Source organism: Hymenobacter qilianensis, from assembly GCF_014638675.1.
Taxonomy (GTDB): domain Bacteria; phylum Bacteroidota; class Bacteroidia; order Cytophagales; family Hymenobacteraceae; genus Hymenobacter; species Hymenobacter qilianensis.
This window is the reverse complement of record NZ_BMFN01000002.1, coordinates 1,528,535-1,544,976: the sequence shown is the minus strand read 5'-3', so window position 1 is coordinate 1,544,976 and position 16,442 is coordinate 1,528,535. Positions and strand designations below refer to the sequence as shown.

At 52.1% G+C, this 16,442-nt stretch carries 14 protein-coding genes; 4 read left to right on the top strand and 10 right to left on the bottom strand.

What is annotated here, in order from left to right; all coding sequences use genetic code 11:
* Nucleotides 1–105: 105 nt before the first annotated feature.
* Nucleotides 106–2,481 carry a M1 family metallopeptidase gene (locus IEW06_RS14210; protein ID WP_187733105.1) on the bottom strand — a complete coding sequence of 792 codons (2,376 nt, stop codon included), beginning with the start codon at nt 2,479–2,481 and terminating at the stop codon, nt 106–108.
* Between the two features lie 124 nt (nt 2,482–2,605).
* The gene (locus IEW06_RS14205) at nt 2,606–3,199 is read right to left on the bottom strand and encodes a HupE/UreJ family protein (protein WP_187733104.1); all 594 of its coding nucleotides are present in this window, start codon (nt 3,197–3,199) and stop codon (nt 2,606–2,608) included.
* A 152-nt stretch (nt 3,200–3,351) separates the two neighbouring features.
* Here IEW06_RS14205 and IEW06_RS14200 point away from each other — a divergent pair, with 152 nt between their 5' ends.
* Complete coding sequence (locus tag IEW06_RS14200; protein WP_187733103.1) at nt 3,352–3,864, top strand: hypothetical protein; 513 nt, start codon at nt 3,352–3,354, stop codon at nt 3,862–3,864.
* 84 nt (nt 3,865–3,948) lie between these two features.
* Here IEW06_RS14200 and IEW06_RS14195 read toward each other — a convergent pair whose 3' ends face one another.
* Nucleotides 3,949–4,959, bottom strand: coding sequence for a hypothetical protein (locus IEW06_RS14195; RefSeq protein ID WP_188548456.1), 1,011 nt, complete (start codon nt 4,957–4,959; stop codon nt 3,949–3,951).
* 285 nt (nt 4,960–5,244) lie between these two features.
* Here IEW06_RS14195 and IEW06_RS14190 point away from each other — a divergent pair, with 285 nt between their 5' ends.
* Together IEW06_RS14190 and IEW06_RS14185 are read left to right on the top strand one after the other, a co-directional pair.
* On the top strand, nt 5,245–5,595 hold the full coding sequence (locus IEW06_RS14190; RefSeq protein ID WP_187733100.1) for a DoxX family protein: 351 nt from the start codon (nt 5,245–5,247) through the stop codon (nt 5,593–5,595).
* Between the two features lie 4 nt (nt 5,596–5,599).
* Complete coding sequence (locus tag IEW06_RS14185) at nt 5,600–5,938, top strand: DoxX family protein (protein ID WP_187733099.1); 339 nt, start codon at nt 5,600–5,602, stop codon at nt 5,936–5,938.
* Between the two features lie 3 nt (nt 5,939–5,941).
* On the opposite strand, the gene IEW06_RS14180 is transcribed toward IEW06_RS14185, so the two are convergent.
* Nucleotides 5,942–7,606 carry a T9SS type A sorting domain-containing protein gene (locus IEW06_RS14180; RefSeq protein ID WP_188548455.1) on the bottom strand — a complete coding sequence of 555 codons (1,665 nt, stop codon included), beginning with the start codon at nt 7,604–7,606 and terminating at the stop codon, nt 5,942–5,944.
* A gap of 276 nt (nt 7,607–7,882) precedes the next feature.
* Here IEW06_RS14180 and IEW06_RS14175 point away from each other — a divergent pair, with 276 nt between their 5' ends.
* Nucleotides 7,883–8,317, top strand: coding sequence for a hypothetical protein (locus IEW06_RS14175; RefSeq protein ID WP_188548454.1), 435 nt, complete (start codon nt 7,883–7,885; stop codon nt 8,315–8,317).
* Nucleotides 8,318–8,393: 76 nt separating this feature from the next.
* On the opposite strand, the gene clpB is transcribed toward IEW06_RS14175, so the two are convergent.
* From clpB to IEW06_RS14145, 6 genes are all read right to left on the bottom strand, one after another.
* Nucleotides 8,394–11,009, bottom strand: a complete 2,616-nt coding sequence (gene clpB / locus IEW06_RS14170; protein ID WP_187733095.1) for an ATP-dependent chaperone ClpB — start codon at nt 11,007–11,009, stop codon at nt 8,394–8,396.
* A 189-nt stretch (nt 11,010–11,198) separates the two neighbouring features.
* Nucleotides 11,199–11,744 (bottom strand): hypothetical protein, encoded by a 546-nt coding sequence (locus tag IEW06_RS14165; RefSeq protein ID WP_188548453.1) that lies wholly within the window; start codon nt 11,742–11,744, stop codon nt 11,199–11,201.
* 699 nt (nt 11,745–12,443) lie between these two features.
* Nucleotides 12,444–13,166 (bottom strand): NADPH-dependent F420 reductase, encoded by a 723-nt coding sequence (locus IEW06_RS14160; protein ID WP_188548452.1) that lies wholly within the window; start codon nt 13,164–13,166, stop codon nt 12,444–12,446.
* Nucleotides 13,167–13,575: 409 nt separating this feature from the next.
* Entirely contained in the window at nt 13,576–14,511 is a 936-nt protein-coding gene (locus tag IEW06_RS14155; RefSeq protein WP_188548451.1) for a DUF808 domain-containing protein, read from the bottom strand.
* Nucleotides 14,512–14,772: 261 nt separating this feature from the next.
* Nucleotides 14,773–15,558 (bottom strand): hypothetical protein, encoded by a 786-nt coding sequence (locus IEW06_RS14150; RefSeq protein WP_187733093.1) that lies wholly within the window; start codon nt 15,556–15,558, stop codon nt 14,773–14,775.
* Between the two features lie 285 nt (nt 15,559–15,843).
* Nucleotides 15,844–16,419 carry a hypothetical protein gene (locus IEW06_RS14145; RefSeq protein WP_187733092.1) on the bottom strand — a complete coding sequence of 192 codons (576 nt, stop codon included), beginning with the start codon at nt 16,417–16,419 and terminating at the stop codon, nt 15,844–15,846.
* Nucleotides 16,420–16,442 lie beyond the last annotated feature (23 nt).

The following is a 16,442-nucleotide window of genomic DNA, read 5'->3' as shown; positions in this document are numbered from 1 at the left end:
CCACATTCAAACCTGATAAGAAATTGTATTCAACTCGTATTCTTTCAAACAGAAACAGCCACCCAGTTATGGGTGGCTGTTTCTGTTTGAAATCTAAAATGACTGCTAATTAGTGCCGCCGCCCGTAGCGCCGCTGCTGGCCGGAACTGGCTGCGTAGCGCTGGGCTGCTGCTGCATGGGGTTTGGCTGCGTGCGCTGCTGCTGCTCAAACAACTCGAAGCGGCTGGGGGCCAATTTGCGCGGATACGCATTGTTGCTCAGGTCCGTGTCGGCGGTTTGCAGGAACGGGTCCAGCGTGAAAGCCACCACGGGCTTATCGGTAACGAATACTTTCGTCACCTGCTCGTTATTGCGACGCCAGATTTCGGCTGGAATGTTCACTACTTCCTGCTTGCCGTCCTCGTAGGTCATTTGCACAACTACTGGCATTACCAAACCGCCAATGTTGCGCAGGCCTACTTCATAGAAGTGCAGACCTTCGTTCAGACGCTTTTGCTGCTCCGGCTTCAGCTTCTTCACGTACTCCTGGTAGCGCTGCTTGTCGGCCTCCGTCGTGGCAATGGGATCGTACGTGTTGTAGAAGTCCTTTAGGCCGGGCTTCTCGTCGTCAACGAGCGTGCGCTTAATGTCTTGCAGGTTGCGCTGCTGCGACAAAGTCTTGGGCTCCGCGTTCAGCTCCTGCCGCTTGCGGGCATTCTCAATTTCGGGGTTTTTGGAATCAACGGTGTACCACTTCACGCCTTCAATGGCGAGGTCGGTGCGGTCGTTGGTGTAGAACCAGCCGCGCCAGAACCAGTCGAGGTCAACGCCGGAGGCATCTTCCATAGTGCGGAAGAAGTCGGCAGGCGTGGGGTGCTTGTAGGCCCAACGGCGAGCGTACTCCTTGAAAGCGTAATCGAATAGCTCGCGGCCCATGATGGTTTCGCGCAGAATATTCAGGCCGGTGGCGGGCTTGCCGTAGGCGTTGTTGCCGAGCTGCAATACCGATTCTGAGTTAGTCATAATCGGGGTTTGCAGGCTCTTATCCATGCGCATGTAATCCACGATTTTGGCTGGCTCGCCGCGGCGCGAAGGATAGTTGCGCTCCCATTCCTGCTCCGAGAGGTACTGCATAAACGTGTTCAGACCCTCGTCCATCCACGTCCACTGCCGCTCATCGGAGTTCACAATCATGGGGAAGAAGTTGTGTCCTACTTCGTGGATAATCACTGAAATCAGGCCGTATTTGGTGTTGGCCGAGTAGGTGCCGTCTTTCTCGGGCCGGTAGCCATTAAATGAAAGCATCGGGTACTCCATGCCGCCAATGGGGCCGTGCACCGAAATAGCCACCGGATACTGGTAAGGAATAGTGCGCTTGGAGTAGGTTTTGAGTGTATGCGCCACAGCCTCCGTCGAGTATTGGCCCCACAGCGGGTTGCCCTCTTTCGGGTAGTACGACATGGCCACAATCGGCTTGCCTTCAATCTTCAGGCCCATCGCATCCCAGATAAACTTGCGGGAACTGGCAAAAGCGAAGTCACGAACGTTTTTAGCAACGAAATTCCAGGTTTTGGTGCCTTTGGCTCGGCCCTTCTCAGCTTGCTCAGCCTCGGCCTGGGTTACAATCACAACGGGCTTTTTGGCATCCGTTGCCTGAGCCAGACGCTTGCGCTGGGTAGCGGACAGCACCTGATCGGGGTTTTGGAGCGTGCCGGTAGCACCAACCACGTGGTCGGAAGGGGCGGTGATGCTCACTTTGTAGTTGCCGAAAGGAAGCGCAAACTCGCCGCTGCCCAGGAACTGCTTGTGCTGCCAGCCGTTCACGTCGTCGTACACAGCCATGCGGGGGTAAAACTGCGCTATTTCGTAGAGGTAGTTTTTGTCCTCGGGGAAATACTCGTAGCCCGAGCGCCCACCGAGCTTAAGTACGTCGTTGATGTTGTAGCGATACGCAATGCTGAACGTGAACGACTGCTTGGGCTGCAAAGGCTGGGGCAGATCCACACGCATCATGGTATGGTTTACCACGTGCGCCAGCGCCTTGCCACCTTTCTGCTTCACCGACTCAATCTTGAACCCACCGTCGAAATCGGCGCGGGCCAGGTAGTCCATGGCCCCGAACGACATGCGCGGCTGTAGCTCCGCCGTCTGCGTGGAGGTAGTCATGGAGTTCTCGGCGTAGATATTCTGGTCGAGCTGCACCCAGAGGTAAGTCAGCACGTCGGGCGAGAGGTTAGTGTAGGTAATGTCCTCGGTGCCCGAAATGGCCTGCTTCTCGTCGTCGAGCCGCACGTTGATATCGTAGTCGGCACGCTGCTGCCAGTACTGGGAGCCGGGCGCACCGGAGGCCGTCCGGAAGGTGTTGGGAGTAGGCAGCTCGGTGCCGAGCTGGGCAAATTTGTCGGTGCCGGAATTGGTGTTCTGGATAGAAGGCGTTTGCGCTATCAGCGGCGCGACGCTCAGTCCAATGCCACCGACGAGCAAGAGAAGATTTCTCAACATAAAAACAAGCAGAAAATCAGGAAGGAGGAAAGCAAATTTACAGAAATCCTCTTAATGAATCCGTTAATAATACTTACTGAGGAGTACCGTTGCCCGAGCCCATTTTTGCCCCCAGCATGCACCCTTAGTCAGCGAAGTTTCCCAGCAGCAGAATAAGGGCAATGCCGGCTGCGGCTCCACTTACTACCAGCACCCAGTCGCGGCGGGCCGCCCGAAACACACGCAGCACGATGAAGCCCAGCACCAGAATAAGAGCCACAATGAGTAACTGGCCAAGTTCGACGCCAATGTTGAAGGCCAGCAGCTCCAGCACCGGGCGCGTATTCTGCCCCAGCAGCTCGCGCAGATAGCTGGAAAAACCGAGTCCGTGTATCAGCCCGAAAATGGCGGCTAGGGCATTAGGCAACGTGAGAACGATGGGCTGATTGCGCTTGAAATCGCGGCTGGCCCGGCTCATATTTACCACGCAGGTCAGCAGGATGGTAACCGGAATCAGGACCTCAATCAGCGTGGTGCTGTACTGCACGAAGCCCAGCGTAGCCAGCGCCAACGTAATGCTGTGGCCCACTGTGAAGCTGGTAACAAGGGCCACCACCCGGCGCCAGTCGCTGAGCACGTACGGCGCACACAGGGCCAGCAGAAACACCAGATGGTCGTAGGCCTGCAGGTTGAAGATGTGAAAAAAGCCGAGCTGCAGGTAAGTCGAGAAAACGGACATGCGGCAAAGCTAATATTTATTCTAAAGTTAGGTTTATGTAGATGGCTGATCAGGCGTAATAGCCTTTAGATCCAAAATGAAGCTGTTATTCCTTATCTGAATCTGACCATATACATTGCCGCATCGAGCCATATTTCAATTATTCTTTTTACATGTCTTTAACACGATTATTCTATATCGGTGCTTTGGTGAGCGTGGTCTATGCAAGTAGCTTACAAACAAGCTTAGCACAGCCAGCCTTGCCCGGTTCGGGTGCTGGCATTCAAGTAGAAAAGCCCCCCACTGTTGATAGCGCAGCTTTCATCGCTGCCGAGGATACCTTACAGGCTATCCAAAATCTCTTTCAAACCCGAAGAAGGGGCGGACGGCTTTTTGCAATTCAGGGTGGAGCAGGCTTGCTGGGGGCAGTGGGCTACTTAGCCATGCCTGTCAGTGATTCTTCGCCTAGCGTTTTTTCATATACTGCAAACGATAAAATTCAGATAGTCAGTATTTTAGCCGCTGCGGGGCTCCCTCTGCTGGGTGTTGGAATCAGTAAGATTAGTCGGTTTAGCAAAGAGAAGGAGAGAGCCTTGATTCAGCAATACCGAGCAGGCCAGCCGCTACCCGCACATATCAGTCAACGATTAAAGCCAAAGTATTTTCGGGCTTGGCCCAAGATGTAGCAGCAGTATCAGAGAAAAAAGCCCCCCAGAATAGTTCTGGGAGGCTTTTTTGTTGCACTTCCAATTTCAGGTTAGAGCGGACGCCTACATGAATTTAACCTTCACAATCTCAAAAAACGGTGACGTGGCTGTGTACGGATACAGCACGTAGGCATCGGTGAGGCTGCGGCGGGTGATGGTAGTAGGGCCGACGGCACCCGTAGCAAAGCTGCCCGTGGCGCGGGCCGTGGTCCAAGAGTCGGTGCTGTTCACCCGGAATACAGTTTGCTGGCCACCCGACACGACCAGGAGGGTTTCGGGCGTGAGTATCAATAACCCGTCAGCACCGACCAGGCTCTGGCTAACAGTCACGCGCGTAAATGCTTCAGGGTTATCTACCGGGACTTTAAACAACGCGCCGTCGTTGGACTTGGCTACCAGCAAAAAGCCCCCCGGATGGAACACGATGCCGTTTAGCCCGAAGCCAGTGCCGCCGCTTAGCTGTGCGTTTTCCAGAAACACCGACGCATTGCCTTGCAGGTCAACTTTGTAAATAACAGGGGCGAAGCTGTCGGTCACGTACGCATTGCCCTGTAAGTCAATGGCAATATCATTGGCAAAATGCTGCTGGCCGGGGCGCAGCGCCCCCAGATTCACGTAGCTCTGGAGGCTGCCGTTGTTGGCGTTGAAAATGGCCAGTCCGGCCACTTGCCGTAGCGTGGCCGGCGTTGAGCGGCTGGTGTTTCCGCCACCATCTGATACGGCCGCGAGCAGGCGCTGCCGGCCGGCGTCGAGGTTCAAACCAATGGTCGAAATCAGGCGTGGGTCATCGGCAAAGGTTCGGTAGCTGCCGTCGTCCTTCACCGCGCCAATGCGGCCCTGGGTGCGGGAGCTAACCAAATAGCGCTGATTAAGCTCGTCGTACCGTATCCCTTCCGGATGCACACGCGGCTCAGCAACAGTGATTTTGGCTGGCGTAAATGGATTGGGAATAGTGCCGTCTTCCTGTACGCAACCTGGGAGCAAGCTGGTCAGGCCAACGGCTAAAGCAGCCACACGAATAAAGCGAGGCAGAGCAGTTGTTCCTGCCTGCCTGAAAGAGAAAGAGTGAAGCATAGAAATGAATGGTTAAAGGCCAATAAATCAATTAAATGACTATACGATCTCCAACGCACAACAGACTGCCTAGAGCAAGATTATATACACCACTTGGACAGGCGCTACTAGAGCTGCCTATGATACGCCTCAGACTGGTTAGCACTTTCGAAACCGAACATTAGTAGCTCGCTTGTGCTTTATAGAATGCAGCTATGATGGTTGACAGTGGTGATCTAGTTAATGATTAGATCATGTGCTATCTAAATAAAATTGGGTGCAGCCCAAAACGTACTTAACCTAAAGATGAGCACAATAGTCATAGTGGCCCAGATTATCGTTGCCCTTTCGATAATCGTTGTGTGGGTATTTCGCTTCGATAATATCGTAAAGGAATTCAAGCAATACGGACTGCCGGATTTGGTTCGCACAATCGTCGGCGCTACCAAAATAGCCTTAGCCACCTTGCTGATTGCGGGTATTTGGTGTCCGTCCTTGGTGGTCATTCCTGCCCTGCTGATGGCTTTTTTGATGCTCTGCGCGCAGGTTGCCCATATCAAAGTGAGAAACCCGTGGCATAAGTATCTGCCGTCGTTATTTCTGCTGTTTCTGTCGCTCTTTATTGCGGCTGCTTACACGGGCGTAATTACCGTTTAGCCAGATGGAAATCATTGCTATTTGGCTGTCGAGTATCTCCTTCTTCTTTTTTGGAATCACCTATTTCACCTCCCATTACCTCAAGGACGAATTCAAACGTTACGGTCTGGCAAAGTTTGGCCCGCTAACAGCAACACTCCAAATACTCGGCGCACTGGGTTTATTGGTAGGTCTGAAAGTGCCGTTAATCCTGTCGGTGGCATCTGGTGGACTAGCACTCCTGATGCTTTTAGGATTTGGAGTCAGAATGAAGATTAGAGACGGCTTTTGGCTGTCGTTGCCATCGTTTCTATTTGCGTTATTGAATGGGTTTATCCTGTATAACTCCCTCCAGACTAGTTAGCAATCAGTTTTTTACAAGCTGCTTGGTAATTATCCCTACGCTGGTATAAAGCAGCACCGTGTACATTCCTTGCGCTAAGGCACTCACATCGAGTTGATGCTTGATAGAACTCTGTCGGACGGGTAGATATAGAAGTTGCACCCGTTGCCCCAAGCTGTTCATTACTTCGGTTTTGATGGATAGCTGTTCACCTAGATTTTTTGCTTCTATAGTAACGATGCCATGATTAACCGGATTAGGAAAGAGGCTGATTGAAGCGCCTAAGTCCGTGCTCTCCTTAGTACCTAGTACAGTGCTACCCAACTTTACGACCCAAATGTCATGACCACCGCGGCTATTGGCTGTCTTGTGGCGGCTGATATCTGAGTTGGATCCGCCGACGAGCCACATGGCGCCTCCACTGCCTGGAATGATGTTATTTATACCGTCGTTCTTATCGCCTCCAAACGTTTGCTCCCCGCGCACTTTGCCATCTGCATCGATATCAACAAACCAGAAGTCATAAGGAAAATCGGGGGCTATACTTTGACTTAGGCCTCCACCTAATAAGTAACCTCCGCGCGGATTATTTATCATCGTATAGATATACTCGGCTGTTAGTGGTAGTACTGAGCCATATACTTGCTCCCACTGCTTATTGCCTTGCGCATCGAGCTTTAAAAGCCAGCAACCTTTACCCTCTGTGTGGGTGCCCTTATTTCCGCTCACCGGCGACTGAGATCCGCCAACTGCTAGAACGCCACCATCTGGCGTAGCTAAGAGTGCTCGTACAATGTCTTGGCCAGAGCCGCCATAAGTTTCATCCCAGATCTTGTTGCCTTGTGCATCAATTCGCACTATCCAGTAGTCATACGTACTGAAGCCAGTACCCGTCACGTCACCTCCATGTATGAGATTTCCGCCATTCTCGGATGGTAAGCAAGCCAGTATAAAATCACCATTCGGTGCATTTACTACATCATAAACTTCTTCAGCTCCAAACCCACCCAAGCGTTTGTCCCATTGCTTATTGCCTTGGGCATCGATCTTTACTAGCCATACATCACTACCTCCCAGGATAGGTTGAGTCCGGTCTTCGTTAGGGGACGTTTGGTCTGGTGCTACTAAGGGAGTGTTGGTGTAACCAACTAATAAATATCCGCCATCGGGAGACGCTACTGCCGATTTTAGTACGTCTAAATCTCTGGATCCAAACCGTTTATCCCACTGCTTATTTCCTTGGGCGTCTATCTTTACCACCCAATAATCATAGTTGCCGCGTATAGGCTCCGTCCTGTCCAAGCCAGCATCTGACTTGGTCCAGCCACAGAGTAAGAATCCTCCATCGGGGGCTACAACAATCTTAACAAGCCGGTCATCAGCCGTGCCGCCATAGCGCTTGTCCCAGAGCTTGTTGCCTTGGGCATCAAGCCTAACTATCCAAAAATCAAAGTTTGCGCCTGTAGCAGGGCCTCGTGGAGGCTGGGTTATATCCCCGCCAACGTCGGCTAATGTGGTAGCCCCCGCTACAATTCCACCATCGGCGGTTGCCACCGCGCTAATAAATATTTCCTCGGTAGCGCCCCCATATGTGTAGTCAGCGACTTGGGATTGGGCAAGCAGTGGCTGATGAATATTTGAGCCAAATAATGCGGTAATAAGGAGAAGTAGGAGTAGGTTTCTTTTCATAAAAATACTGGCTAACTAAATAAGGGAAGGCTGTTTGGTTGCACTGGGAAAGACTCAGGTTAACAAACGCAACCCTGATATTTATGGTATTATTAATCAGTATATTATTATAAAATAATACTAAATTATCTGCACCTAAAGAAGCTTCCACAATGCGGTAGAGGCTCCTAACTGCTGCGATAATCCATACATATGAGAACGCGGGCTGCATTCCCTGTATTACGATTGATAGGTGCTTGTCTTATAGCCTCCCTACAGGTTCTTGCTATCCTTCTGTTGCTCACTATAACCGCATCTGCCCAAACTACGACAGTGGTTGCCGAGCCAATTGCCGATTTGAACCACAATCAGTTAACAGCAGATGATACTGTTCGGGCTATTCACAACTTGTTTAAGTCGCGCCGTTCAGGTGGAATTATATTGACTGGCAGTGCTATCGCAGGCAATTTGCTCGCGGCTTATGCAGCGACAGAGTCGCAGGATGAGAATTCGTTCTTAGCGTTCAGCTTCGGAAATCATGCACTTATGTTCGGTACTATTGCCGCCCCGCTGGCCGCAGTCGGGATTCGTAAGATTATCTCTTACAGAGGTGGGCGTGAAAGAAGGGTCATCCACGACTTCAGAACGACGCGTAAACTGCCTTATAAAATCCAGCGAAGACTGACGCCAGCGTTTTTTGCGCAACCAGCTGGTAAAGCAAAGTCAGGTTGAGATTTGCGTTTTTAAATTCATAAAAAAGCCCCCCAACATATTGCTGGGGGGCTTTTTTTGTAAGCATTATCGGTGCTTATACGCCCGGAATTTCCACGTTCACATTATTGAAGCGGATGTGCCCGTCTTCCAGCACGGCTTCCACCACCGCGTCCTTGCTCACGCGGCCCGAAAGGATATCTTTCGACAGCTCATTCAGCACCAGGCGCTGCAATACCCGCTTCAAGGGGCGAGCACCAAACTGCGGATCGAAGCCCTGCTCGCCGAGGAAATCGAGCACCTCGTCGGTGGCTTCCAAGCGAATGCCGGCTTCTTCCAGACGGTGCTGAATCTGCTTAAATTGGATGTCCACGATACGCCGGATTTCCTTGCGCTTCAGTGGCTGGAACATCACGATTTCGTCGATGCGGTTCAAGAACTCGGGGCGCATGTGCTGGCGCAGGCGCTCGATTACTTCCTCGCGGGTGCGGTCCACCACTTCGTCGTGGTTGTACTCGTTCAGCTCTTTAAAATTCCGCTGAATGATGTCGGCACCCGTGTTGGAGGTCATGATGATGATGGTGTTCTTGAAGTTTGCCACCCGGCCTTTGTTGTCGGTGAGGCGACCATCATCCAGCACTTGCAGCAGGATGTTGAACACATCGGCGTGCGCCTTCTCAATCTCATCGAGCAAAATCACGGAGTACGGCTTGCGCCGCACGGCTTCCGTTAGCTGACCACCTTCGTCGTAGCCCACGTAGCCGGGAGGCGCTCCAATGAGGCGTGACACGGCATGACGCTCTTGGTACTCACTCATATCGATGCGCACCATAGAGTTCTCATCGTTGAACAAGTACTCCGCCAGGGCCTTCGCCAGCTCGGTTTTACCTACACCAGTTGTACCCAGGAAGATAAACGAACCAATAGGACGCTTAGGATCCTGCAAGCCAGCGCGCGAACGGCGCACGGCATCGGAAATAGCCGCAATGGCTTCCGATTGGCCAGCTACGCGCTTGCCTAGCTCTTGCTCCAGGTTCAGCAGCTTTTCGCGGTCCGATTGCAGCATCTTGCTCACCGGAATACCGGTCCACTTGGCTACTACTTCGGCAATATCCTCTTGGGTCACCACTTCCTGTAGCATCGAGCCGCCATCTTTATTGGCGTTGGCATCGTCCTGCAAGGTTTTCAGCTTGGCTTCGGCCTCCTGGATCTTGCCGTAGCGCAGCTCCGCTACCCGGCCGTAGTCGCCTTGGCGCTCGGCTTGCTCAGCTTCCACCTTGAAGCGCTCAATGGCTTCCTTCTGTTCCTGAATGTTGGTGAGTACCGATTTCTCGTTTTCCCACTGTGCTTTGAGGGAGTCACGCTTGGCGGTTAGCTCGCTCAGCTCCTTGTTGAGCACATTCTCCCGGTCAACGTTTTCTTCCCGACGGATGGCTTCGCGCTCAATTTCCAGCTGCATGATGCGGCGCTGCACTTCATCCAGCTCCACGGGCATGGAGTTCAACTCGATGCGCAGCTTAGCTGCCGCTTCGTCCATCAGGTCGATGGCTTTGTCGGGTAGGAAACGGTCGGTGATGTAGCGGCTGCTCAGCTCCACGGCGGCAATGACGGCATCGTCGGTGATGCGGACGCCGTGGTGCAGCTCGTACTTCTCCTTAATACCGCGCATGATGCTGATGGCGTCCTCAATGCTGGGCTCATCCACCATCACTGCCTGGAAACGACGCTCCAAGGCCTTGTCTTTCTCGATGTATTTCTGATACTCCTTGAGCGTGGTAGCGCCAATCGAGTGCAACTCACCCCGCGCCAAAGCAGGCTTAAGCAGGTTGGCCGCGTCCATGGCGCCCTCACCGCCCGCGCCGGCCCCAATCAGCGTGTGCATCTCGTCGATGAACAGGATGATCTGGCCGTCGGAGTCGGTTACTTCTTTGATGACGGACTTGAGGCGCTCCTCAAACTCGCCTTTGTACTTGGCCCCCGCAATGAGCAAGCCCATGTCTAAGGACATGATGATTTTGTCCTTGAGGTTTTCGGGCACGTCGCCGGCCACGATGCGCTGGGCTAGGCCCTCCACAATGGCGGTTTTACCCACGCCGGGCTCACCGAGCAACACCGGGTTGTTCTTGGTGCGGCGCGACAGAATCTGGAGTACCCGACGAATTTCCTCGTCGCGGCCAATCACCGGGTCCATCTTGCCTAAGCGCACCTGCTCGTTTAGGTTGCGGGAGTAGCGATTGAGGCTCTGGTACTGATCCTCGGCGGTCTGGCTGGTGACTTTGCGGCCGCCGCGCAGCTCCTTGATGGCAGCTTTCAGGTCTTTTTCATTGAAGCCTGCATCCTTCATCAGGGTAGCTACGGCATCTTTGCCCCCCAGCAGTCCCAGCAGCAAGTGTTCCACCGACACATACTCATCCTCAAACTCCTTGAGGAAGCCGGTAGCCCGCTGCAAGGCCGCGTTGGCATCATTCGATAAATAAGGCGAACCGCCGCTTACTTTCGGATAAGCAGCTACAATAGCGTCGAGGCGAGGCGTGAGGATATTCAGGTTCACACCCAGCTTTTTGGCCAGAAACGACAGTACGTTCTCGTCGCTCTGGAAGAGGCCCTTCAGCAGGTGGCCCGTCTCGATGGCTTGCTGCTGATTGCCCCCGGCAATTTCAGTGGCCTTCTGCACGGCCTCCTGTGCCTTGATCGTATAATTATTGAAGTTCATAGCTGCTAGGTCTTTAGGTAGGCTTCGGGTTAAGAAGTTCTACGAGTGGCTTAGCAAACGGGGTGCAGAAGAGCTTTTGCTGACTTTTTGGCTGAATTTATAGTAGTTGTTCAAGATATATATGTAACAATGTCATTACATGATATAGCAAGAGAGTTTGTTACAGTATTTAATAAGTACATGATGTTTTCACAATGCTGTTATAGTATCAACTTCTATTACTCCCACATATCTAAGCTTAAGTTTAATTGTTTCATTTTCGGTTTTTATAGAATAAGAATTTATTTTATTTTGAAAACTATATGTAGCATAGGAAGAAATGGTATCATGAAAAATAATATGTACTGGAATTATAAATATTTCGTTCAATCCACAGTTCCAACAATGAATTCCTTTATTGATTTTTCGATTTAACTTTATCGTTTTTGTATTTTCTTTAAAAGTGCTTACAATGTGTCCATACGTGCTTGGTCTAATTAGTAAATGCCATTCAAAGGTGGAAAATGCTATTCCAATTCCTGCCTTGTTTAATGAAGCTACTAAATCAGTTGTATCTATATGACAGGTTGGATAAAACTCCATTTGAAATAATCCATCTTGGCCTTGTCCTCGCCTCAACACTATTAGGCCATCTCCATCGAAATTAGAACGTGGTTGTATTGCACATTTGTTGTTATTAGAACAGGAAGTTGCAATTAACATAATAACTAAAAATATATAGAGTCGACAAGTCATATAAAAATGATAAGCTTTTTAAATTAGTGCCCAACTAACGCGAGCTTGTAGCTCGTGACTAGTCTTGAAGCGGAGGTTGCACCTCCACTGGTGCGCAGCTACAAGCTACATAAGAACAAGCCCGGCTGCAAGCGGCGCTAACGGCAGGAGGCGCAGCCTCCCGACAAAGACTGTCACGAGTTACGCTACGCTAAACTCGCGCCAGCAGAACCATTTATCTTCGAGCACCTTTAGCCGCAGGTGTAGCGGGTGCTGGGGGGCTTTTTAGCTCGCAGTGAACTCCAAACTGGCTCGAACTGGCAGCTCGTGAATAGCCATATAGTCGGAATCTTACGCAATCCGAATTTGCTGCACTACGGGTTGTAGCGTGTCGTTGAGGGCGTTTGAGAAATGAGGGCAGAGAGCCTGGAACATCTGTTGAGCCTGTTAGTTGCTGCGTTTCCTGGAGGCTATTGTAGCGGGCGACACGGGGACGGGAAGGCTGCTTTGTCATCAGAGGCCCAAGGATATTTTCCGAACTACTGATGCTAGGCTGAAGCGCTGGCTCCGGTTACGCAGCGCTCGAACCGGCACTTGGCAACGCCCCTTTATCGAACAAGCCCCACTGAACGAGTTCCGATATTTAACGGAACTTGTTCAGTGGGGCTTGAGGCAACCGGCTAGCGGTTGGTCGGCCAAAGTGGATTTAGATGGCGGCTCTTACAGCCGGACGCCTTGTGCCTCCAATTGTTTTTCTGACGCGGCTTGATTGGCCGCGAATTCGGCGTGCTGCTCGGCCGTACGCGTGGTGCCCAGGCTAGCTAAATGCTGCTGCACTTCGGCAGCTGGCAAATCGGTGCAGTATAGCGGCGAGCCCGGCTGCTGCCGCCACGACTCGTGCAGGCTGCCGCCGTCTACGGCGTCGAAACCCAATTCATCGACTAAGGCCATTGCTTTTTGCTTGGCGGCCGTATCGTCGCCGGCTACCGCTAGCGCGATGCGGCCGGGCGTGCCAGCAGGCTGACCATTGTTTTCGAGGTTTGCGGCGAAGATGTTGTTGAATACCTTCAGCACCGGGCGGACCAGGTGCTGCTGCACCCATTCGCTCTCGGTCAGGTCGCCGCTCTCCAACTCCGGAATTTGGCCGTCGCGCAGCAAGGGGTAGTAATTGCTGGTGTCAATGACTGGCACGCTGGCGGGCACGCCCTCGAACAGGTCCTTGGGTAGGTCGGGGATTTTTTTCAGCGGGATAGTTACCACAATGATTTCGCCGTGGCGAGCGGCTTCCTGAGCCGTGACGGGGATAGCACCAGTTTTTTTAGCTAAATCCGTCAGCGTTTCAGGGCCGCGGGAGTTGGCTATGTATACCGAGTGGCCGAGGCTGGTGAGTCGCACGGCCAGGGCGCTGCCGATGTGGCCGGCCCCAATGATTCCAATGTTCATAAGCAAGTAAGATAAGCGAGAGGTCTGGAAGCCGCTTTTTTGCAAAGAGCTCCGTTCGTGCTAAGACCACCTGCCCGTTAGGATTGTTTTGCTTGTGAACCTTATCTGAGCAGGTAACGACTCATAAGTCTACCTCGCGGGGCTGGTCTCTGCGGTCGTCATAGAGACGACGGACTATTTCACCGCCGCTTTCCTCTGCTTCCCACGAGCCAAATACCTCGTGGAGCAGGCGGCTTTGCTGCTCCGGCGAAAGCTCAACCTTCGTACTACTAATCCGAACACTTTCAACCGAAGATGTGGCGGGCGCTGGGGGGCTTTTTTATCTTGAAATGAACATGTAAACCCTACCAGAGCGAGCTTGTAGCTCGTGACCAGCTATAGAGCGGAGGTTGTACCTCCACCGGGTAGGTTAACCTATAGCTTCCTTTTTCTTGCTGAATACCTTCTTACCCAGATGCACTATTTTCTCAACCACAAAACCAATCATTAACCCGCCAATAGCACAGGACAGCGCTTTGGCAAGCCAGGCCACAATCGGAATATGAGCTAACGCCTCTTCCAGATCGTGCAGTAAATGAGCGGTAAACGGAATGCCGTGGGCGATGATTTCGGCCCCGACCCAAAGCATGGCTGCCGTACCCACATAACTTAAGATACTTAGGAAGTGCGGCATGAATTTCACGATACCGCGCCCGAATTTTTGAGTAGCAGGGTGGTATTTATCCTGGGCCAGGTGTACCCCCATATCGTCGGCTTTCACGATTAAGCCCACAAAGCCATATACCGCTATGGTAATAAAAACGGCTACGGCGGCCATTACGGCAATCTGGTTTATGACCGGCTGGTCGGTTACCTGGCTATAGGCAATGGCCATGATTTCGGCCGACAGGATAATATCGGTGCGCACGGCCCCGGCTACTCGTTGCTTTTCCAACTCTTCCGGCGTAATCACTTCTACTTGTTCGCTCTCAACATCCACGTCGTGGCTCTTGCTAAACATGGAGTGCACCTTTTCATACCCCTCGAAGCACAAATAAGCCCCCCCCAGCATCAGAATGGGTGTAATGGCCCAAGGAGCGAAATACCCCAGTAGTAAGGCCGCCGGACTCAGAATCAATAATTTATTGATCAGTGACTTTTTCGCTATTTGGAAGATAATGGAAAGCTCACGGGATGGGTCGAGGCCCACGACATACTTGGGCGTAACCGCCGTATCGTCGATGACGATGCCTGAAACTTTGCCGGTGGTTTTGGCTACCTGGGCAGGCACGTCATCTAAACTAGCCGCGCTCACCTTTACCAAAGCGGAAATATCATCCAGTAGCGCAAAAAAACCTGAAGCCATATTCTATGTGTTTGTTACTTAATTCTCGTTTTTAGATGGTTATGCGTTTTTGCGCTGCCCAGCTTGCCAGCAAGTTATAGCGATTTCGCTATCGGTGCATGACATGCTCTTACTACGGGAGTACCGTGCCCCCACTGGCGCGAGCATATAGCTCGTGACTAGCTCTATACGGTAGAGGTTGTACTCTACCGACGCGCAACCGCAGGCTGCGCAGGAAGAAGACCGGCTGTAAGCGGTAGCGGTACGAACGGCGGGGGGGCATTATGGTTTCGGCAGGCCCAATAAATACAGCTTATTCGCCCGACCAGTAAGTCGGCCTTTTTCCCAGGTGTAGTTTTCGGTTTCTAATCCGCTTATCAGAATGTTCAAATCTTCCAGCGTGTAAGTTCGGGCATTGGAAACGGCGCCATCCCAAGCAAAGCAGATGGGAATGATGGGCAACAAGTAGGTAAAGACTACCTGTTTCCATGTTAGAGGCCGCGCAAACGGAGTAATAAACAAACTCATGAGGAATATCATAGGTAGCGGAATCCACCACAATAGTGCAGGAAAGCTATTGTCGCTTATCTCATAGATGCAGATGGGTTGCTGGCTGGCCTGAGCATTGGCAAGAATACGCCGTGCTATAGTGGGCGGCATATGGTGAAAGCTCCCGACCATAGTGCGCACGCCAACTAGCTCCGCAGTTACATCAGCCGCATTTACCGGAGCCAGATGATACGACAGGCCTGGGGCGTGGCTATTATTCAGTTGCGCTGCGACTTCTACGTCTGGGTACAGGTCGGTGAGTAGTAGGGTAAGATCTGCTCCTTCTGGCTGGCCTTTTAAAGTGGCGAATACTTCTAGCATGGGGCCGCCGCTGCCGGAACAGAGGTCAACAATTGTTGGGCTCGATGAATACTGTAGGGCTCTGGCTACTAATTGAGCTAGCTCGTGAGGGGTGCCTAGCATGTTGTGCATTACCACAATGAGGCGCGTGAGGCAGTTCCTAAGCCAGTTCGGAAACCATGGAAAATCCTCTAACTCAAAAAGGTGTATTCTCTTCATGCTCTGGCATGTGTGATGAACAGCAAACGCACAATTATATACCTTAATGAATGGATTGTATAGGTAGATGGTGTTTTAATATACTGTCGTAGAACATAGCGGCAGAAGTAGCAAGCAAGAACGCCCCGGAACCTGTGTGGTTGCGGGGCGTTGCTGGTATCAGAATAAGTATGACGTCAATAATTACTTGGCTATCAATTCATAGAGGATAATCCCATAGGTTATAAAAGCATCAGCCATTACATAGTCAGGTTACTATTGGGTGTAGCTTTCTGTTTTACACCATTACGCCAGATGTCGGTTCTGATTCGAGCTGGAGGCGCTGGCGCGGAGAAACATCCAACCCGAAAAGGCCCAAATCGCGGCAAATATTCCATTTGCGGCTAGCACATTCGCTAGGCGTACCTGAGGCTCGGCGGTGTCAGGGGAGGGCGGCCAAACAAATAGCGCCAGTAGGGTGACCACCACGTAAGTCAGCGAGGCCGCGAACATGGCGTTGGCCATACCGCGTGGCTGGAAGCGAGCAGCTATAGACCCGATGAAGGCGACGGCCAGCACCGCACCAAACAGCAGGTTGACGGGGTTGTCTTCGCTTCCCACGAGTCCTACCGCCAGTTGGGCCCATACGAGTAGGAGCCCGGCGCCTACTGCCGCGGCAGCGGCCAGCCGGTAGGTGTTATTGTTCCCCAACCGCGCAATCAGGACAAACGTGAGGCCGGCACCGAAGAGCATGATTCCAGCGGCAACGAAATCCTCTGCGGTCCAGAGCATATTCGCCATAGTCAGCTTAGCCGTCAAAGGGATGAGCAACAGGAGCCCAGTAACCAGCGCAACGAGAGAAATACTTTTGGTGAGAGTCATGAGAGTAAGGATTTGGGTTCGAG